Source organism: Streptomyces sp. NPDC054887 (genome assembly GCF_053610585.1).
In genome coordinates this window covers 111,912-131,706 of sequence record NZ_JBSGYQ010000009.1, presented here as the reverse complement: position 1 = coordinate 131,706, position 19,795 = coordinate 111,912, and the positions used below count along the sequence as shown (strand labels likewise).

General features: G+C 71.8%; 16 protein-coding genes. 4 read left to right on the top strand and 12 right to left on the bottom strand.

Annotated features, from left to right (window positions below; genetic code table 11):
• Window positions 1-441: 441 nt before the first annotated feature.
• From ACWGH0_RS07720 to ACWGH0_RS07705, 4 genes are all read right to left on the bottom strand, one after another.
• Entirely contained in the window at window positions 442-1,305 is an 864-nt protein-coding gene (locus ACWGH0_RS07720) for a fumarylacetoacetate hydrolase family protein (RefSeq protein WP_453403239.1), read from the bottom strand.
• A gap of 122 nt (window positions 1,306-1,427) precedes the next feature.
• Complete coding sequence (locus ACWGH0_RS07715; protein ID WP_453403238.1) at window positions 1,428-2,204, bottom strand: YidC/Oxa1 family membrane protein insertase; 777 nt, start codon at window positions 2,202-2,204, stop codon at window positions 1,428-1,430.
• Window positions 2,205-2,791: 587 nt separating this feature from the next.
• Window positions 2,792-3,106: a DUF6412 domain-containing protein gene (locus ACWGH0_RS07710; RefSeq protein WP_453403237.1), complete on the bottom strand. Its 315-nt coding sequence runs from the start codon at window positions 3,104-3,106 to the stop codon at window positions 2,792-2,794.
• Between the two features lie 366 nt (window positions 3,107-3,472).
• Window positions 3,473-4,330 carry a class E sortase gene (locus ACWGH0_RS07705; protein WP_453403236.1) on the bottom strand — a complete coding sequence of 286 codons (858 nt, stop codon included), beginning with the start codon at window positions 4,328-4,330 and terminating at the stop codon, window positions 3,473-3,475.
• Between the two features lie 301 nt (window positions 4,331-4,631).
• Here ACWGH0_RS07705 and ACWGH0_RS07700 point away from each other — a divergent pair, with 301 nt between their 5' ends.
• Both ACWGH0_RS07700 and ACWGH0_RS07695 read left to right on the top strand, forming a co-directional pair.
• Window positions 4,632-5,648 (top strand): SEC-C metal-binding domain-containing protein, encoded by a 1,017-nt coding sequence (locus ACWGH0_RS07700; RefSeq protein WP_453403235.1) that lies wholly within the window; start codon window positions 4,632-4,634, stop codon window positions 5,646-5,648.
• A gap of 156 nt (window positions 5,649-5,804) precedes the next feature.
• The gene (locus tag ACWGH0_RS07695) at window positions 5,805-6,179 is read left to right on the top strand and encodes a very short patch repair endonuclease (RefSeq protein WP_453403270.1); all 375 of its coding nucleotides are present in this window, start codon (window positions 5,805-5,807) and stop codon (window positions 6,177-6,179) included.
• A gap of 220 nt (window positions 6,180-6,399) precedes the next feature.
• Here ACWGH0_RS07695 and ACWGH0_RS07690 read toward each other — a convergent pair whose 3' ends face one another.
• From ACWGH0_RS07690 to ACWGH0_RS07680, 3 genes are all read right to left on the bottom strand, one after another.
• Window positions 6,400-7,389 (bottom strand): hypothetical protein, encoded by a 990-nt coding sequence (locus ACWGH0_RS07690; protein WP_453403234.1) that lies wholly within the window; start codon window positions 7,387-7,389, stop codon window positions 6,400-6,402.
• Window positions 7,390-8,423: 1,034 nt separating this feature from the next.
• The gene (locus ACWGH0_RS07685; RefSeq protein ID WP_453403233.1) at window positions 8,424-9,338 is read right to left on the bottom strand and encodes a S1 family peptidase; all 915 of its coding nucleotides are present in this window, start codon (window positions 9,336-9,338) and stop codon (window positions 8,424-8,426) included.
• Between the two features lie 1,003 nt (window positions 9,339-10,341).
• Window positions 10,342-11,649: a DUF445 domain-containing protein gene (locus tag ACWGH0_RS07680; protein ID WP_453403269.1), complete on the bottom strand. Its 1,308-nt coding sequence runs from the start codon at window positions 11,647-11,649 to the stop codon at window positions 10,342-10,344.
• Between the two features lie 202 nt (window positions 11,650-11,851).
• Between ACWGH0_RS07680 and ACWGH0_RS07675 the strand changes: the two genes are divergently transcribed.
• Complete coding sequence (locus ACWGH0_RS07675) at window positions 11,852-13,144, top strand: SGNH/GDSL hydrolase family protein (protein WP_453403232.1); 1,293 nt, start codon at window positions 11,852-11,854, stop codon at window positions 13,142-13,144.
• Window positions 13,145-13,177: 33 nt separating this feature from the next.
• On the opposite strand, the gene ACWGH0_RS07670 is transcribed toward ACWGH0_RS07675, so the two are convergent.
• From ACWGH0_RS07670 to ACWGH0_RS07655, 4 genes are all read right to left on the bottom strand, one after another.
• Window positions 13,178-14,008 (bottom strand): DUF1707 SHOCT-like domain-containing protein, encoded by an 831-nt coding sequence (locus ACWGH0_RS07670; RefSeq protein ID WP_453403231.1) that lies wholly within the window; start codon window positions 14,006-14,008, stop codon window positions 13,178-13,180.
• Between the two features lie 101 nt (window positions 14,009-14,109).
• A complete protein-coding gene (locus ACWGH0_RS07665) occupies window positions 14,110-15,075 on the bottom strand; it encodes an ABC transporter ATP-binding protein (protein WP_453403230.1) in 966 nt (321 codons plus the stop codon).
• A 6-nt stretch (window positions 15,076-15,081) separates the two neighbouring features.
• The gene (locus ACWGH0_RS07660) at window positions 15,082-15,942 is read right to left on the bottom strand and encodes an ABC transporter permease (RefSeq protein ID WP_453403268.1); all 861 of its coding nucleotides are present in this window, start codon (window positions 15,940-15,942) and stop codon (window positions 15,082-15,084) included.
• Between the two features lie 10 nt (window positions 15,943-15,952).
• Complete coding sequence (locus ACWGH0_RS07655; protein WP_453403267.1) at window positions 15,953-16,753, bottom strand: ABC transporter permease; 801 nt, start codon at window positions 16,751-16,753, stop codon at window positions 15,953-15,955.
• 199 nt (window positions 16,754-16,952) lie between these two features.
• On the opposite strand from ACWGH0_RS07655, the gene ACWGH0_RS07650 reads away from it, so the two are divergent.
• Window positions 16,953-19,436 carry a transglycosylase domain-containing protein gene (locus ACWGH0_RS07650; protein ID WP_453403229.1) on the top strand — a complete coding sequence of 828 codons (2,484 nt, stop codon included), beginning with the start codon at window positions 16,953-16,955 and terminating at the stop codon, window positions 19,434-19,436.
• A gap of 19 nt (window positions 19,437-19,455) precedes the next feature.
• Here ACWGH0_RS07650 and ACWGH0_RS07645 read toward each other — a convergent pair whose 3' ends face one another.
• Window positions 19,456-19,776 (bottom strand): DMT family transporter, encoded by a 321-nt coding sequence (locus ACWGH0_RS07645; protein ID WP_015033851.1) that lies wholly within the window; start codon window positions 19,774-19,776, stop codon window positions 19,456-19,458.
• Between the last annotated feature and the right edge of the window lie 19 nt (window positions 19,777-19,795).

Here is a 19,795-nt window from a genome sequence, read left to right as displayed (position 1 = left end):
GGGGCCGCGACGGTGCGGGGCGCACGGGAGCTCGTTTCCCGCCCCGCACTACTTGCAGGCCACTCACCGTCCGGGGGTGCGGGACGCGCCGAATCGGGCCACTCCCTCGGGCCGCTCCACCATCGGGGCCGGGGCCTGGCCAACGAAGCTCACACCCCCGCCGCTCTGGCGGGCAGCCGCTCCGGTCGGGCGGTGCGCGGCGGGGCCGGCCGCCTTCCTCCGAGGCGGCTCCGCCGTGGGGGGCGGGCGCGGCGAAACCTCTCCCCGCCGCCCGCAGCACCCACGGGGCAGCTCACCGTCGGCGCGATGCGGGGCACTCCGAGGCTGGCCACACACCTGCCTCGGGGGCCACCTCGCCGTTCCAGGCGCACGGAACCGGTGTCCCCGCCGCCCCTCCCGGCGGTCGCCCCGCTGCGGCGGCCGCCCCGCTCCCCACCGCGCCTACGCGGCCTTCAGCTCCTGGCGCTGACGGCCCAGGCCCTCCACCTCGAGTTCGACGACGTCCCCGGACCGCAGGTACGGCTTCGGCTCCGCCTGGCCCATGGCCACACCCGCCGGCGTACCCGTGTTGATCACGTCACCGGGGTACAGCGTCATGAACTGGCTGACGTACCGCACGACCTCCCCCACCGCGAAGATCTGGTCGGCCGTCGAGCCGTTCTGCTTCAGCTCGCCGTTCACCCACAGCTTCAGACCCAGCGCCTGCGGGTCCGGTATCTCGTCCGCCGTCACCAGCCACGGGCCGAGTGGGTTGAACGTCTCGCAGTTCTTGCCCTTGTCCCAGGTGCCGCCGCGCTCGATCTGCCACTCGCGCTCCGAGACGTCGTGCGCGACGGCGTACCCCGCGACATGCGCGAGGCCGTCCTCGGCCGTTTCGAGGTAACGCGCGGTTCGGCCGATCACCACGGCCAGCTCGACCTCCCAGTCGGTCTTCACGCTGCCGCGCGGTACGAGGACCGTGTCGTCGGGGCCGACCACCGTGTCCGGAGCCTTGAAGAAGATGATCGGCTCCGGCGGGATCGGCGCACCGGTCTCGGCCGCGTGGTCGTGGTAGTTCAGGCCGATACACACGATCTTGCCGATACGGCCGAGCGGCGGCCCGATGCGCAGCGTCCCCGCAGCGTCGTCGATCACCGGCAGTTCGCCGGCCGCCGCCGCCTCGCGCACCCTGGCCAGTGCTGCCTCGTCGGCGAGGAGGCCGCCGTCGATGTCGGTGACGAGACCGGACAGATCCCGCAGCGTCCCGTCCTGGTCGAGCAGCGCCGGACGTTCGGCACCCGCCGTTCCTACACGCAGCAGCTTCATGGTCAGTCTCCTCTGGTCGAGAGTCGCGTTCGGCCCCGGCCGATGGGTGCGGCCATCGGAGGATTGGCTGATCCTCCAAGTTGCAGGTGCAGTCCGCAAGACCCCGTTCACGGACTGGACCCTTACCGAGCGGTAGCCACGACACCGCCGCCGACCGGAATGTCCCGGTACAGCCACGCCCGCTCGACCGCGCTCCACGTCGTGCTCGTCACCACGTACAGCGCGGCGGCCAACGGCACCACAGCCACCGTGATCAGCGTCGCGAAGGACATCAGCGGCATCACCTTGGCCATCGCCCCCATCGCCCCCATCGCTCCGGCACCCGGCAGCTCCATCCCGTCCGGTCCCGCGCCCGGCATGCCGGGCGACGCCGCCATCTGCTGCTTGGTGCGCCGGTACGTGAACGTGGCCACCGCCGCCACGATCGCGAACAGCGCCACGTACAGCAGTCCCTGCGCTCCGAGGACCCCGCCGTCCGCCAGCGCGTCGGTCCAGCGGTCGCCGAGCGGGTTCGCGAAGAGGGTGTGGCCGAGGAGCTGGTTGGGTTCGCCTCCGATCCGCGTGCTGGAGAAGAGGTGGTACATCAGGAAGAACGCCGGCAGCTGGAACAGGCTGGGCAGGCAGCCCGACAGCGGCGAGACCTTCTCCGCCGCGTGCAGCTCCAGGATCGCCTTCTGGAGCCGCTCCGGGTTCTTGCCGTGCTTCTTGCGCAGCTCGGCTATCTGCGGCGCGAGCCTGGTACGTGCTTTCTGCCCCCGGGCCGTGGCCCGCGACAGGGGATGGATGGCGAGTCGTACGCAGGCGGTGAACAGAACGATCGCGGCGGCCGTGGCGGAGGCGTGGAAGAACGGTTCGAGCAGTTCCGCGAGGCGTGCGACCAGGTTGGCGAATACGGACATGGTGAGCCCTCCGAGGGTCTCGTCGTGCCGGGAGAGAAGACGGATCGGCAGGTGACGAACCACGCGATGCGGGCAGCAGGCCGTTACGTGAGGAGCACGCCGGCGGCGGTGCGAGCAGGGGGCCGGCCGGCGGGTACGTACACGGGCGCACGCGTGCGCAAGCACGCTGCTCGCCTACGCAGCGCCGGGCCGACCAGGTGCAGGAGGCTCGCCCGACGCCACCGTGCAGCGACATCGGCAGCCGCGCGACACACCTGTCGCACGTGCAAGACAGGTCGCTCACGTGACACCCAAGGGGCACAGGAGGCCCGCCTCGCACGCGAAACCCCGTGCGCCCACAACGCCGGTCAAGCGCGTCGTCCCACACCTCGCGCGCGCAGTGCCCTGCCCCAGGTGGGACGTAACGCCGACTGCTTGCTCATACAACACCCGTGACGCGCTGCGGGCGGACGCCGGTCGCGCCTATACCCCGCCGCCGGTGCCCGTCGCATCCGCTTGCCCCGCAAGTGCCAGCGCCTCACGCAGCAGGGCGAACCGTGCGGCCTACGCCGCGCGGCACGTTCCTCCTCGTCGAGCGGGCTGAGCCCCTACGCGGTGGTCGTCGAGAGACGACGCCCCGGCGCACGCGGCCTGGTGCGCCCCCGGGCATCGGGATCACGCTGGGGCAGGAACGCGGTGCGTATCTCCCGGTCCCGTATCGCCGTACGCACCCGCGTGCGCGGCACGGCGGGAACGGAGCGCGCGGACAGCAGCGCACACACGGTGAGGGCCGAGCCGGCCGCCGCGGTGGCGGCGAGCGCGACGGCTGCGGAGAAGCTGCCGTTGTCGATGAGGAGGACTTCCGTCAACAGGAAGAGGACAAGTCCGACCGAGCGCAACAACCGCGCCGAACACCTGATCATGGTCCCCCTCCTCTCACCGACTCGACTCGTACACGAGGCTAGCGCCCGGCACTGACAACACTCGCTGCCCGTTCCTTCGCCCTTGCCCGCCGGGGGCGAGAACGAGCACCGCACCACGCACCGCGACGCATCGACGTGACGCGGCCGCCGAGACCACGCGTCCGAGCGGCACACGGTCCGATATGACTGACGCACCAGGCGGCCCCCGAGTTCCCGCGACCGCCACACTTTCCGACTTCCTCCCGAGCCAGGTCCCGCCCCGGCAGACCCGTTCCCCGGAACGCCCCGACGTCACCGCCCACCACGGCCCACGCCCGCCCGCACCCGCCCGCACCCGCCCGCGACAGCCCAACCCCGCCCCCACCTTTACCGCGGCCGCATCGACCTCAGCTTCCCCCACACCACCAACCGATACGTGGAGGTGTACTCGGGCGTGCAAGTGGTCAGCGTCAGGTAATAGCCCGGCTCCCGGTACCCCACGTCCGTCCGCACATTGCTCCTCGGCACCTTCGCGATCACCCCGCTGTCACGGGGGGAGGTCTGCGGCAGCCCCTTGTCGACGACGTACGTGAAGACCGCCTCCCAGGTCTCGACCCTGAGCTCGTCCCCGCGCCGCAGCCGGTTGATGTGGCGGAACGGTTCGCCGTGGGTGTTGCGGTGCCCCGCGAGCGCGAAGTTCCCGGGCCGGCCGGGCTGTGCGGTCCGCGGGTAGTGGCCGACGTACCCCTTGTCGAGTACGCCGCCCTTGCTCACGCCCTCCGCGACGGGCGCGGTGACGCCCAGGCGGGGGATGCGGAGGACGGCGTACGCCTGGTCCCACCGGGGAGCCGGCGGCGTACGCCCAGTGACCGGCGCCGACGGCCGACCGGAACCGCCCGCACCGGACCCGCCACCCACCTCACCACCGGCTCCCTCAAACACCTCCTCGGGCACCTCGCCCGGACGCTCCTGGGGCGGATCGACGGCCGTCTCGCCGCCCTCTCGACCCGCTTTCCCGGCCCACTCGCGTTCCAGCGCCCGCACCTGCCGTTCGGCGCCGTCGCGGGCCTGCCGGTTGGTCCACCACAGCTGATGCATGACCAGGAGCAGCACGACGACACCGAACGTCACCGCGGCCTCCGCCCCCGCCCACAGTCCGCGCGCGGCCACCGCGCGCCGCCGGGAGGCGCCCTGCACCACCACCGGAGTCCGCCGCCGCACCCACCGCTGCCGCACGGCGCGCACGATAGGGGCTCCCCCGCCAAGTCACCAGCCCCGTACCGTCCCGTACCGGAGCCTCGTACACCGCCCCTCCCCCACCGCACCCCGCGTACGGCAGAGGCCGCGACCGAACCCGCACCCCAGAACCGACCACCGGACGAACCCCTCGCCACCCGTCACCCGCGCCCACCCCCACAGGCGCACGCGCGACCGTGCACGACACGGCGCGCGCCCCACCGCGTTCCCGACGAGAACCGACCGCTCTTCGGCCCGTGCCGCCCCGGACACTCTCGCCCGCACCCCGTACAGCAGTACGGTGTGGACCATGCGCCCCGACACGCCTGCCGATCACGCCGATCACACCGCCGAAGCCGAGCGCCTGCTGCGTACCGCGGCCCAGTACCCCGAGGACCAGGAGCCCCTGTACCTCCAGGCCGCGGCCCACCTGGAGCTGGCCGGCGACCGCGCCCGCGCGGCCACCCTGTACGACCACCTCCTGGCGAGGACGCCGGACAACCCGCCGCTGGTCAAGGCCCTCAAGGCCGCCAACCTGTGGGAGTACGGCCACGAGGCCGAGGCCCGCGCGATCATCGACGGCATCCGCGCCGCGGCCCCGCGCGAGGCGGCGCCGTGGGAGATCATCGCGGAGGCCCTGGAGTCCCACGACGAACTGCACGCGGCCCACGACGCGTTCACGACCGCGCTGAACCTCCTCATCGACCCGTCGGAGGAGATCCCGTACACGTCTCACTCACTCCTCACCGGCCGCCACCGCGTACGCCGCATGCTGGGCCTGCCGCACGACGAGTGGGACGCGACGGCGGACACGGTGAACGCCGGCCCCATCGCCCTCGACGAACTGCACGACCCGAAGCGGCTGTGGTCACTGGGCTCGGACAACCCGGTGGAGCTCCGGGCCGAGATCGCCCGCCTGCGCGCCGAACTGGGCACGTACCGCACGGCGCTGTCGCGCCCCTTCCCGGTGGCGATGCTCCACTGGCCGGAGGACGAACTGCGCGAACTCCTGACGGCGTACCCGTCCCTGGCGACGGACTACCCGACCCCCGAGGCGCACCTGAACGCGATCGAGTCGGCGCTGCGCGACCTGTCCTCGACGGGCACGCGGAACCTCGGCATCGTCCGGGGCACGGTCCCGTCGTACGAGGCGTTCGCCGCATCCGAATCAGCGTCCCCCGCCGACCCGGACCTCCTCCCCCAGTACGCCACCACCCTGGCAGCCCGAGGCCGAGCCACCTCCTGGCCCCCGGCCCGCAACGCCCCCTGCTGGTGCGGCTCTTCAACCCCCTACCGCGACTGCCACGGGGCCCCGGACCTCCGATGACACCATCCCGCTCCACCAACGCTTTCTGGACCTCGCGCCATGCACATGAACGCCGGCGACCCTGAGGCTCCCCGCGATCCGGCCGGCGGGGAGCCCCGCCGGCACAATGCGCTGGTGCCTGATCCGATCCCGTCCTCCGCCGCAGTCTCGGCCCGCATGAGCCGTCAGGGCTCACGCGACACAGCCGCCGAGATCGCCGTGCGCAAGCTCCTCCACGCCGCCGGCCTGCGCTACCGCGTGAACGTTCCCGTCCCCGGAATGCCCCGCCGCACGATCGACATCGTCTTCGGCCCGGCCAAGATCGCGGTCTTCCTCGACGGCTGCTTCTGGCACGGCTGCCCGCAGCACGCGACGCAACCGAAGTCCAACGCCGAGTGGTGGCGCACCAAGCTGGACAAGAACATGGCCCGCGACCGCGAAACGACGAAGCACCTGGAGGCGCAGGGGTGGACGGTCCTGCGCTTCTGGGAGCACGAACGCCCGGATGATGTAGCGAGGGCAGTAGCTCACGCGCGCTGCCAACCGCATTGAAGCGCAGTTATGGAGCGAATTGACAGCGCACAAAACGAGGCTGCCCGTGTTCCAGACCACGCGACTGTTTGAAAGGTGAGATGCGGGGGGGTGACCTGCGCCTTCCTTCCGCCTCAGCTAGATCTAGTAGCTCCGGATCGTCCTGGCGCAGCGCACGACCGGGTGCCTGGCTGAGCGTGCGTCAGCCTGGCAGCCCGGTCGGTGGGTGTGGGTGAAGTGGCTAGGCGTGGTGCTTGTTCAGGGTGGCCAGGAGCAGGTTGGGGTTCTGCATCGTGAAGTAGGCGCCGCTCGTTACGTAGACCGTCTTGCCGCGAACCGCCACTGAGGTGGGGTTCGACAGGCCGGCGCGCGCCGTCAGTACGACCTTGTGCGTGCCGTTGGGGCGTACGAGTGCCACCTCGCTGTCGGAAAGCAGCGCGGCCAGGACCGTGTCGCCCCGCCCGGTGAAGGCGAAGTCGTCGATGCCCGTGAGGCCGGTGGCCTTCGTCTGGATGCGGCCGGCGTTCCCGTTTCGCTGCACGGGGATGCGCAGCAGCAGGCCCTTGTCGAAGTTGGTCACCCATACGGCGCCGTTGCGCACCCGCAGGCCGTTGGCGCCCACCAATCCGGTCGGCACGGCGGACCGCTCCAGCTTGCTCCCGGTCGCCCAGGCCTTCGGCTTGGCGCAGCCGTGGCCGGGCTTCACCTTCGTCGGGACGCGCCAGACAGTGGCGCGGGTCGAGTCGGCCGCGTACAGCACGCCGCGGTGCTCGTCGAGCGCCAGGCCGTTCGGGAAGCCGTTCTTCGGCAGGCAGGCGATCTGCTTGACCGCGTGGTTCTTGGGGCTGATGCGCCAGACGCCGGTCAGCTCGGTTCCGGTGGCGTAGTTGACGTACAGCGTGCCGTCGTGGGCCCGCGCGATGCCGGTGGCGACCGGGTTCTCGGTGATGGGGGTGTTCGCGGTCGCCACCGCGGGCAGCTCCGCGAGGACGCGCGGCTCGTGGTGGGGGGAGAGGCGGGCGACCTGGCGGGCGAAGGCGAACGTCACGTTGGCCGAGCCGTCAGGCTCCAGCGCGATGTTCTCCGGCGTCTGGCCTGTGGCGAAGTCGAGGTGCTCGACGACACGGGGGTCCGTCAGCGTCGGGACCTCGGCGGAGGTGGGCGCCGCCGCGAGTGCCGCGAGGGCGACGGCGGTCGTGGCGATGCCGGCCAGACGTGGGATGCGGGGCATGGGGGTTCCTCCGGGTTGCGCTCAGGCGGCGCGGGGTGAGAGGGACTGGGATGCCCAGCAGAACATGATGATCCGTCAGTTACGGCGTGCCGGTCCGTGAGGGGCCGTGAGAGATCGCCCGCGTGGCCGATACGAACCGAACCCGGGGAGCGCCGGCGGTGCGGGACCTTCCGCCGCCGCCTGTGGGAAGTCCCTCGTACCGGGGTGGCGGCGGCGCTCGCGTGCGCGGGGGTACGCCTGCCCGTTCGTTGGCGGTGTGCGGCCGGGCCGTCGGAAGGCCCGCCTGTTCGGTTGAACGTGCCGGAGTGTCCGTACGTACTGACTGGCAACTCCCCCATTGGCTGGGCGCGTGACCGACGACAGGCGGTCACGCGCCCAGCGCGCCGCCCTAGGCCCTGCGCTCAGGCCGTCCCGCGACCGTGGGTGTGCGGTGCGCCGCTGGCGCGCGCGGGGTGTCGTACGGAATGTCGTACGGGGCAGACGTACGTGAGGGGCGGGAACGGTGTCTCGTCCGGTGGAGCTCGGCGGCCTGACGCGTACGTCGGCACGCGGGTGTGTCCGATGCCGTCGGCCGATGGCTGGGCCGCCCCCGTTCGACCGTACGCCGCCCACGCGCCGCACGGCAGGCGGTGGCTCCACCGAAGCGCCCCACACGGCCGCGGCGGTCTTCGCGAAGGACACCCGCCGAGGTCATGCGCCGGGCGATGCAGTCTTGCGCCGCAGCCCTGGTGTCATGGCTTGGCGCACGCCGTAGCCCCGCCTCAGGGCTGGCGCGTACGCAGTCGTGCGATGCACCGATGGGTCCAGCTGTACCCCGACTCAGGCACCGGGACGCCACGGCAGAGCGACCGGCTCCATGGAACCGGTCGCTCTGCCCCGCCCCCGCAGCCCCCGCTGCCCGCAAGCGGGGCCCGGCTGTCGGCAGTCGGGACCCGCGGGCTCAGGCGCCAGGGCCGGGCGTCCCCGTCCCTGGCGTCCGTTTCGCGGCCCGGTGCCGGGCTCCGCCGAGCCGGGCCCCGGGCCGTTCCGGGCGGTTAGAAGACGCTGACGCCGTAGGCGCTCAGGGCCTCCGTGACCGGCTGGAAGAACGTCGTGCCGCCCGAGGAGCAGTTGCCGCTGCCGCCCGAGGTCAGGCCCAGGGCCGTGCTGCCCGCGAACAGGGAGCCGCCGCTGTCGCCCGGTTCGGCGCAGACGTTCGTCTGGATGAGGCCGGAGACGATGTCGCCGCCCCCGTAGTTGACGGTGGCGTTGAGGCCGGTGACCGTACCGCCGCGCAGGCCCGTGGTGCTGCCGCTGCGCTGGACCGACTGGCCGACGGAGGCGTTGCCCGCGCCGGTGATGTCGCGGTACGAGCCGTTGTAGAGGTAGACCCGGCCGTCGGCGGCGGAGGCGCTGGAGTGGCGGATGAGGCCGTAGTCGTTGCCCGGGAAGCTGGTGCCGGCGGTGGAGCCGAGCACCGTCGTCCTGCCGGAGTTCGTGTACCAGGTGCCCGCACCCTCGGTGCAGTGGCCGGCCGTGAGGGCGTAGTACGTCGTGCCGCTGCGGACGTTGAAGCCGAGCGAGCAGCGACCGCTGCCGCTGTAGATGGCCTGGCCGCCCGCGATGAGCTTGTTGAACTTGCCGGGCGTGCGCTTGATCTCCAGGTTGCCGGCCTGCGCGCCGGCCGCCTTCTTGATCTTGGCTATCTCGGCGGCCGAGACGGTGGTGTCCGCCGTGACGACGAGCTTGCCCGACGCCTGGTCCGTGTGCCACGCCGTACCGGCCACGTCGGCGCCGAGTACCGCGTCGCTCGTCTTGGCGAGCTGGGCGGCGGACGCCCGTACGTCGCCGGACTGGGCAGAGGCGATCGGGGTGGCAAGCGCGGACGCGGTCAGCAGAGCCGAGGCGACGGCGATCAGCCGTGCACGTCTCGTGACGCCGCCGAGGGGAGAGAGGCGCTTGAAGTTCACTACATCCTCCGGTGGGGGATTCCAGGGGCCCGCTGGGTGGGCGGGCCCTTCAGTACGCGGTGCGGGCCGACCATCCGTAGCGGTCATGAGCCTGACAACCGGCTGGTAGGAATCCTGGGGTTCGGTTGAGACCTCAACAAGAGCACCTTTCGGCCGCTCTACGCGCGCCCACCAGCAGCGCTTGGCGCCCACCGCCGCCAGGCCCGCGACGGTCCTCGCGGCCGACCGGCGGCGCGGCGGCGGGCTCGGCCCGGGGCGGGGCCCTTCCCGGGATGCGTGGCGGCACCATGATTGTTTGCTGATCAACCGTCAGCTGACTCGCGGGTCAGGAGTACGACAGGGTTCGGCACGCGCGATGGGCGGGCGACAACCGGAGCGAGGAATGCCGCTTCCGCTGCTCAGCGCCACCGCGCCCTGACGGTTCGCCACCGTAAGGCCGTGCGGACACCTTCGCCCCCACGCTCCGCGAGCCCGATTCCGTAATGCCGGGGGGCATGGCTTTTGCACATACGCCCCTCCCGCACCCGGCGTCACATTGGCCCGCCGCCGCCCCGCACCGGTCCGCCGCGCGCCTCCTCGGGGCGCCTCCCCGAGGGCCGGTCCGCCGCGCCGGTTCCGGCGGAGTGGGTCACGCGGCGCGGCGTTATGCCGCGATCCCTCCTGTTCGTACGCCGGACACGCCTGTCCGATTCTGGTCCGTTGCGCGACCTCATGCGTTCGTGCCTGCGTCACCCGCGAGTGCGGTGCCGGTGATGTACTGCCGCCCGGACCCCCGAGATGCGTTGGAATGCGCGAGACGCGCGACGGTCGCCGCCACCGTTGAACGCCCCGCCCCCGCCGTCCGTACTACTGGGCAAGTCCCCCACAGCCGGGCGCGGCCCCACCGACCGGTGGTTCCGCGCCCGGCGCACGTGATCGGCGTGACGGCGGACGCGCGTTCAACCGCCCGCCGGCCGGTGACCCCCGCCCCGCGCACGGGATCGGCGATACGGCGGCCCCGCGTTCAGCCGCCCACCGCGTGCGACACGGTGTAGATCAGCAGGCCCGCCAGCGCGCCCACCACCGTGCCGTTGATCCTGATGAACTGGAGGTCACGGCCGATGTGCGCCTCGATCTTCTTCGACGTGTGCTCCGCGTCCCAGCCCGCCACCGTGTCGCTGATCAGCGAGGTGATCTCGTCGCGGTACGTCGTCACGACGTACACCGCCGCGTCCTCCAGCCACCCGTCCAGCTTCCCCTGGAGCCGTCCGTCCGTCGCCAGCCGCCGGCCCAGGGAGAGCAGCGAGGACCGCACCCGCAGGCGCAGTTCGCTCTGCTCGTCCTCGGCCGCCGAGATGATCATGGTGCGTACGGACGCCCACGCCGAGGCGATGACGTCCTGCACCTCGCCCCGCCCCAGGATCTCCGACTTCAGCCGCTCCACCCGCGCCCGCGTGTCCGCGTCGGACTGGAGGTCGGAGGCGAAGTCCGTCAGGAAGCGGTCGATCGCGCCGCGCGCCGGATGGTCGGGCTGGTCGCGCATCTCCGAGATGAAGCGCAGCAGTTCCTTGTAGACGCGGTCGCCGACCTTCCGGTCCACGAAGCGCGGCGTCCAGCCGGGCGCTCCGCCCTCGACCGCCTCCATCACGGAGTCCCCGTGCAGCACCAGCCAGGCGTAGGCGCGCGTGCAGACGAGGTCGACGGCGCGGTCGTGCGCGCCGTCCGAGACGATGTTCTCCAGCGCCTTGCCGATCCCCGGAGCGACCTCCGCGGCGTCCGCCCGCCGGGTGATCGCCTCGCCGACTACCGCCTGGACGTCCGAGTCGCGCAGGACGGTCAGCGCGCCGCGCAGGGCCGTGGACAGTTCGTCCGTCACCCGGTCGGCGTGGTCCGGCTCGCCGAGCCAGGCCCCGACCCGCGAACCGACGCCGATGGCCCGCAGGCGGGTGCGTACGACGTCCTCGGAGAGGAAGTTCTCCCCCACGAACGACCCGAGCGTCGTGCCGAGCTGGTCCTTCTTCGTCGGGATGATCGCGGTGTGCGGGATGGGCAGCCCCATCGGGCGTTTGAAGAGGGCCGTCACGGCGAACCAGTCCGCCAGCGCGCCCACCATGCCCGCCTCGGCCGCCGCCGCGACGTACGCCGGCCAGCCGTCGACACCCGACCGCTCGGCCCAGGTGGCCAGGACATAAATCACAGCGACCAGGAGCAGCAGCCCGGTGGCCGTCGCCTTCATGCGGCGTACTCCCCGGCGCTTCTCCTCGTCGTCCGCGCTGTACGCGAAGGGCTGGCGAGGGGCGGCCGGGGAGCCGGAAACCTCCTGGTCGGACATGTCGTCAGTTCCCGTCGTCGTGCGATCCATCCGCTCCACCGTCCGCCTCGTACGCACCGTCTCGTACCTGATTTTCCCTACCTGACCTACTCGTGGAACGCATGAGGAGTTCCCGACGTCTATCCAGGGGGTGCAATGGCGCATCATGGAGTGAGTTCGAACGGAGCCTCGGGCTCCCTGCGCCCGAGGAGATACACCGAGCATGACCAAGCGCAACGGTTATGCCTTGCTCGCCGCGCTCGCCGCGGTGGTTGTCCTCATTTCGGGGGCCATATTCGCCGGAGCGACGCTCGGCGGTCACGGCCCTGACGACGACACACAGGCCCGTCCCCGTACGCCGCTCCGCTCCGCGGCGCCCGCCACCTCCGCCTCCTGGATCGGCACCTGGTCCTCCGCGCCCGCGTTCGCGGAACCCGGTACGGAGCACGGTTTCCCCGGGCGTTCGATTCGTAACGTCGTGCACACCAGCATCGGCGGCACGAGTGCCCGCATCACCCTCTCCAACCTCTTCGGCGTACAGCCGCTGCGCATCACGCACGCCTCGGTCGCCGTCGCCGCCACCCCGGGCGCGCCGACCGCCGCGAACGGCACGATGCGCCGTCTGCTGTTCGGCGGGTCCCCCTCGGTCGTGATCCCGCCCGGCGGACAGGCCGTCAGCGACCCCGCCCTGCTGACGGTGCCGTACGACGGTGACCTGCTGGTCACCACCTACTCCCCCACGCCGAGCGGCCCGGTGACGCACCATCCGCGCGCCCGCCAGACGTCGTACGTCGCCCAGGGGGACCGCACCGAGGACCTGCTGGGGACCGCCTACACCGGGCAGACGCCGTACTGGCGCTACCTCACGGCCGTCGACGTGCTGAACGGCCGGGCACAGGGCGCCGTCGTCGTCATCGGCGACTCGATCACCGACGGCGTCACGTCCACGGCCGGCGCGAACCGCCGCTGGACGGACGTCCTCGCCGACCGCCTCGACGGGCGCTACGGCGTCCTCAACGCCGGCATCAGCGGGAACCGGCTGCTGAGCGACGGCACGGGCCCGAGCGGTCTCGCCCGCCTGGACCGTGACGTGCTCTCCCGCTCCGGCGTGAAGGCGGTCGTCGTCGTCCTCGGCATCAACGACATCCTGCGGCCGCCCCACGAGCTCCGGGCGGCGCGCATCACGGCCGGACTGGAACAGCTCGCGCAGCGGGCGCGGGCGCGCGGCCTGCGCGTCGTCGGCTCGACGATCATGCCTTTCGAGGGGACGCGCGTGCACAACGCGCGGCTGGAAGCGGTACGGGACGACGTGAACGAGGCCATCCGTACGCGCGGGATCTTCGACGCGGTGGTGGACTTCGACGCGGCGCTGCGCGACCCGTACACCCCGGACCGGCTGCTGCCGGCGTACGACTCGGGCGACCACCTGCACCCGAGCGACGAGGGCTACCGGCGCATGGGCACGGCGTTCGACCTCGCGAGCCTGAACAGGAGCACGGACTCCGCAGGCGTCTGAGCACGGGCCGGGCGGAGGTCCAGCCCCTCGCGGTCAGTCGGAGCTGGAACCGGACCAGGGATCGGAGCCGGGGTCGGACCCCGACGAGGAGTCCGGCCACGACCGGGACGAGGAACCGGAACCGGAACCGGACTTGCGGCCGGAACCGGACCCGGACTTGCGACCGGCCCCGTCCCCGTCCCCCGACTCCGCCTTCCTCGCCAGCTTCTCCCGCTTGCGTGCCTCCTTGAGGCGCTGCTTCTCCGCGCGGGTGATCTTGCGCTCGACGCCGACCCCGCCCATCAGCGCGAAGCCGGTGATCGTCACGCGCGGCGAGTCCGGCGCCACCGGCTCCGTCGACTGCGTGGTCAGATCGCCGAAGCCGCCCATGAAGCCGACCCCCTTGACGTTCACGTCCAGGCCGGGCGGCACCGTGACCGCGATGCCGCCCATGATCGTGAAGCAGCGGATCACGGTGTCGCGCTCCTCGAAGCGCGCCTCCCGGAGGTCGATCTCGCCGCCGCCCATCATGGCGAACCCCGTGAACCTGCGGCCCACCGTCCAGGTGCCCTTGCGGCCGAAGCCGCCCCAGAAGGCGAACCCGCCCCTCGACGTGGCCGGGCCGCCGATCCGCCCCGCCCAGGAGACCGCCGTACCGGACGAGGCGACGGCGCTCGGCACGACGGCGTCACCGGTGCCGGGCACGGGCAGGTCGCGCACCAGCGGCTCCAGCTCGCCGTGCGTACGGGCCCGGTAGACGGCGTCCAGGCGCTGGTCGAACTCCTCCATGTCCAGCCGCCCCTCGGCGACCGCCTCGCGCAGCACCTCGGCGACCCTCTCGCGCTCGGCGTCGGAGGCACGCATTTCCGGTAGTCCACTGGTCATGCGTCCACACTAGTCAACCGGCCGCCGGTGTCCCAGGGTTGTACGCACGGCGCTCGGCCCGCCCCGTCCGCGGGGCCGCCCAGAGCCACACGACCGCCCTCTCACACGTCCCGCCGGTCCGCGTACATCTTCGCGATCACGGTTTCGATGTCCGGCTCCCGCACCGACAGGTCGACCAGCGGATACCGCTGCGCGACCGCCGCCACCAGTGGCGCCGCCGAAACCGACGCCGGGAACGCCAGCCACTGCCGCGGCCCCTCCACCTTCGTCACCCGCGCCCCCGCCACCTCCACCGGCGGCAGCTCGCGTTCCAGGTCGACCACCAGCGTCCGCTCGCTCTCGCCCACCTCGTGCAGCCCGGACAGGGCGCCGTCGTAGACCAGCCGCCCGTGGTCGATCACCATCACGCGCTTGCACAACTGCTCGATGTCGGTCAGATCGTGCGTCGTCAGCAGGACCGTCGTGCCGCGCTCCGCGTTCAGGTCCCGCAGGAAGTCGCGCACCTTCGCCTTGGAGATCACGTCGAGCCCGATCGTCGGCTCGTCGAGATAGAGCACCTCGGGATCGTGCAGCAGCGCGGCGGCGATGTCGCCGCGCATGCGCTGGCCCAGTGAGAGCTGCCGTACCGGCACGTCCAGCAGCTCGCCCAGGTCGAGCTGTTCGACGCAGCGGGCCATGTTCACCGCGAAGCGGTCGTCCGGGATCCGGTACATCCGGTGCATCAGCCGGTACGAGTCGCGCAGCGGCAGGTCCCACCACAGGGTCGTCCGCTGCCCGAACACCACCCCGATGTGCCGCGCCAGCCGCGTCCGCTCCCGCGCCGGGTCGATGCCCGCGACCCGCACCCGCCCGCCGCTCGGCGTGAGGATGCCGGTCAGCATCTTGATGGTGGTGGACTTGCCCGCGCCGTTCGGGCCGATGTAGCCGACCATCTCGCCGCGCGGCACGGTGAAACTGATCCCGTCGACCGCCCGCACCCGCGTCTTCTCGCGCCGCAGCCGGCCCGTCTTCCTGCGTACGTCGAAGACCTTCTCGACCCCGTCCAGCTCGATGAAGTCACGGTCCATCCGGCATCAGCTCCCCGTGCTGCGATACGAACGAAGGCCCACCCGCCACGCCGCCCCGGCCAGCGCGCAGCACACCCCCGCCACCAGCGGCGGCAGGAACGCGAGCCAGGACGGCACGTCCAGGGGGTACGGCAGGTCCAGCACGTACAGCGCCGGCAGCCAGTTGACGAAGGCCAGCGGCAGCACGAACGTCACCCCGCGCACGAGGTCCTTCGCGAAGACCGTCGGCGGGTACTGGAGAAGGGTGGTGCCGCCGTACGTGAAGGAGTTCTGCACCTCCGACGCGTCCTGCGCCCAGAACTGGAACGCCGCCCCGGCCACGAACACCGACGCGAAGATCACCGCGCCGCTGAGGATCATCACCGGCACCATGAGCACCTTCAGCGGCGTCCACGCGATGTCCAGCACCACCAGCGCGTACCCGAGCACCAGCAGGCCCTGCGTGATCCGGCCGAGCCTGCGCAGCGCGAAGCGGTCGGCGGCGATCTGCGCGAGGACCGGGACGGGGCGTACGAGCAGGGTGTCCAGCGTGCCGTCGCGCACCCGGCGGCCCAGCCGGTCCATCGAGCCCATCACCAGGTCGGCCAGGCCGAAGGCCGCGCCCGCCGTCCCGTACAGGAAGGCCACCTCGGGCAGGGTGTAGCCGCCGAGTGCGTCGACGTGGGCGAACATCAGCAGGATGCCGACGAAGTCGAGGCCGGTCGCCGCGAAGTTGCCCAGGGCCGCCATCGCGAAGGACGCCCGGTACGCCATCGTCGACCGGATCCACATGGCCGCGATCATCCGGTACGCCCGCACCCCGGCCCGCAGCTGCCCGACGGGCCCGAGCGCCCTGCCCGGCCCGCCCGCCCGGCCGGCCGTCGTGATCTCCGTGGCCTCAGCCACCCTGCACCACCACCCTGCGCGTCGCGACGGACTGGAGCAGCCGCCCGGCCGTCAGCAGCGCCGCCGCCCAGCCGATCTGGAAGGCGTACGCGCGGACCAGGCCCCAGCCCGTGTGCTTGCCGAGGAGGACGTCGGCCGGGATCTGGAGCAGCGCGGACCACGGCAGCACCCGGGCGAGCGCGCCGAGGCCGCCGGGGAAGAGGGTGAGCGGCAGCACCATCCCGGAGAAGAAGAGGCCGACGAGCCAGGTGATCTGCGCGACGCCCGCGCCGTCGAGCAGCCAGAACGCGGACAGCGCCACCAGGAAGCGGATCGCGAAGCTGACGACGACGCCGAGCGTGACGGCGGCGAGGAAGGCGGCCCACACGAACGGGTCGGCGGGCAGCGCCAGCTCGAAGGCGAGCGCGCCGAGCGCCATGGGGACGACGCCGCGCCCCAGGAGGTGGAAGGCGGCCCGTCCCAGATCACTCGCCAGCCAGAAGAGCTGGAGGTCGGCGGGGCGGTAGAGGTCGATCGCGATGTCGCCGGTGCGGATGCGCTCCATCAGCTCGGTCTCGAAGCCGCCGCCCATCATGGCGGCCGTCATCAGCAGCGCCTGCCCGAGCCACACATAGGTGAGGGCCTGCGACAGGTCGTACCCGCCGAGCTGCGGGCGCTCGTCCCACAGGGCCGTGAAGGTGTACGCGACGATGAAGCCGAAGACGGTGTTGGTGAAGACCCCGGCCGCCGTGGCCACCCGGTAAGTGGCGTGACGCCGGAAACCACCGGCCGCGACCACCGCGTACACCCGCACCCCGGCCCCCTGGACTCGCTCCGCTCCCAAAACGCCCGACCCTAGCCCAATGGGGTAAGCCGCCGCAGGCATTTCGGTCCCGCGCTTCGAGGACCGGCCCCCGGGTGCGTGCACTATGGGCGTACAGCCGAATCGCCCGATACGACACCGTTATGCCGGAGAGTGAACCTCTGGCCGCGCCCAGGGAGTCTTCACCAGCATGAGCGACGAGCCACAGCAGCCCCAGGGGTGGGCGCCCCGGGACCCCTCGGACCCCACGGTCACCGGGGGGACGCAGGCCAAGAAGAACAAGAACGGCAAGCGTGACGAGAACGGCAAGAAGATCCGGCCCCGGCGCACCGGCCTGCGCCGGCTGATCCCCACCTGGCGCATGCTGCTCGGTACGTTCCTGCTGCTGGCCCTGCTGCTGATGGGCGCCTTCTTCGCCGGCTACACGCTGGTCAAGATCCCGCCCGCCAACAGCGCGGCCACCTCCCAGAGCAACGTCTACCTCTACGCCGACGGCTCGCAGCTCGCCCGCGACGGCGAGGTCAACCGCGAGAACGTCAAGCTCTCCCAGGTCCCCAAGACCGTCCAGCACGCCGTGCTGGCCGCCGAGGACCGGGACTACTACTCCGAGCGCGCCGTCGACCCGCAGGCCATGGTCCGCGCCGGCTGGAACACCCTCACCGGCAAGGGCAAGCAGTCCGGTTCGACGATCACGCAGCAGTACGTCAAGAACTACTACCTCGCGCAGGAACAGACCGTCACCCGAAAGGTGAAGGAGTTCTTCATCTCGATCAAACTCGATCGGGAGGAGAGCAAGAACGACATCTTCGAGGGGTACCTGAACACCAGCTACTTCGGGCGCAACGCCTACGGCATCCAGGCCGCGGCCCAGGCGTACTACGGCAAGGACATCGACGAGGTCACCACCGCCGAGGGCGCCTACCTCGCCTCGCTCCTCAACGCCCCCAGCGCGTACGACATCACCACGCACCCCGAGAACAAGGCGGCGGCCCAGGGCCGCTGGAACTACGTACTCGACGGCATGGTGAAGGAGAACTGGCTGAGCGCCGCCGACCGCGCCGCCGTGAAGTTCCCCGTGCCGCACGAGGCGAAGCCCGCCTCCGGGCTCTCCGGGCAGCGCGGCTACATCGTGCAGGCCGTCGAGGACTACCTGACCAAGAACGACATCATCGACGAGGACACGCTGGCCACCGGCGGCTACCGCATCACCACGACCCTGGAGAAGTCCAAGCAGGACGCCTTCGCCGAGGCCGTCGACGACAAGGTGATGTCACAGACGAGCAAGGACCGCAAGGCCGACCGCAACGTACGCGTCGGCGGCGCCTCGATCGACCCGGCGAGCGGCAAGGTCGTCGCCATGTACGGCGGCATCGACTACACGAAGCAGTACGTCAACAACGCGACGCGCCGCGACTACCAGGTCGGCTCCACCTTCAAGCCGTTCGTCTTCACGTCCGCCGTCGAGAACGGATCCGCCACCCAGGACGGCGTCCAGATCACCCCGAACACCGTCTACGACGGCACCAACAAGCGCACGGTGGAAGGCCCCAACGGCCCGACGGGCTACGCCCCGGAGAACGAGGACCAGCACTCGTACGGACCGGTGACCGTCCGCACGGCCACCGACAAGTCCATCAACTCCGTGTACGCGCAGATGGCGCAGGACGTCGGCCCCGCCAAGGTCAAGGCCACCGCCGTCGCCCTCGGCATCCCCGAGAACACCCCGAGCCTCGACGCGTACCCGTCCATCGCGCTCGGCGTCGCCACCGCCAGCGTCCTCGACATGACGGAGGCGTACGCGACGCTCGCCAACCACGGCCGGCACGGCACGTACACCATCGTCGACAAGATCACCAAGAACGGCCAGAACATCACCCTGCCCCCGTCGGACGCCGGAGCGGGCTCCGGCCCGGACTCGGGGCAGGGCGTCTCCCGCGAGGCCGCGGACACCACGACCTCGATCCTGCGCAGCGTCGTCGACGGCGGCACGGGCACGGCGGCGCAGTCCGCCGGCCGCCCCGCCGCGGGCAAGACCGGCACCGCCGAGGAGGACAAGGCCGCCTGGTTCGCGGGCTACACACCCGACCTGGCGACGGTCGTCGCGGTGATGGGCCAGGACCCGGAGACCGGCGAACAGAAGCCGCTGTACGGGGCGCTGGGACAGCAGCGCGTCAACGGCGGCGGCGCGCCCGCCCAGATCTGGGGCCAGTTCACGGCCGCGGCACTGGAGGGCAAGCCGGTGCAGGAGTTCGACCTGGAGACCGCGGCCGGGTCGGAGGAGTCGGCCCCGCCGTCGTCCGAGCAGCCGGGGACCGGCGAGCCCGAGCAGTCCCCCGAGCCGCCGGCCGACGAGACCCCGGACGGCCCGACGGGCGGCCCCACGACCGGCGGCCAGGACACCGGCGGCACCACCGACACCGGAGGCACCACCGGAACCCCCGGCACGGACGGCGGCCCCACCGAAACCGGCGGCACGGACGGCGGACCCACCGACACGGGCGGCACGACCGACACCGGCGGCACGGACGGCACCGGCGGAACCGACGGCGGCACCGGCGGAACGACGGACGGCGGAGCGACGGACACCGGAGGCACCGACGGCGGCGCCGACACCGGCGGGACCACCGCCCCGCCCGGCGACGGCCTGCTGAACGGCTCACGCGGCCGGACCTGACGCCGCCACCGGGCGACGCCTAATGCCCCGAGGTCGCCTTCAACCCCACCACGGCGACCAGCAGCAGACACACGAAGAAGATCCGGGCGGCGGTGGCCGGCTCACCGAGCACCACCATGCCGAGCACCGCCGCACCGGCCGCGCCGATGCCCACCCACACGCCGTACGCCGTACCGATCGGCAGCGTCTTGGCGGCCTGCGACAGCAGCAGCATGCTCGCGACGATCCCCGCGCCCGTGAACACACTGGGCCACAGCCTCGTGAAACCGTCGGTGTACTTCATCCCGATCGACCAGCCGACCTCGAGCAGACCGGCGACGACAAGCAGAACCCAGGCCACGACGGGCACCTCCGAAACG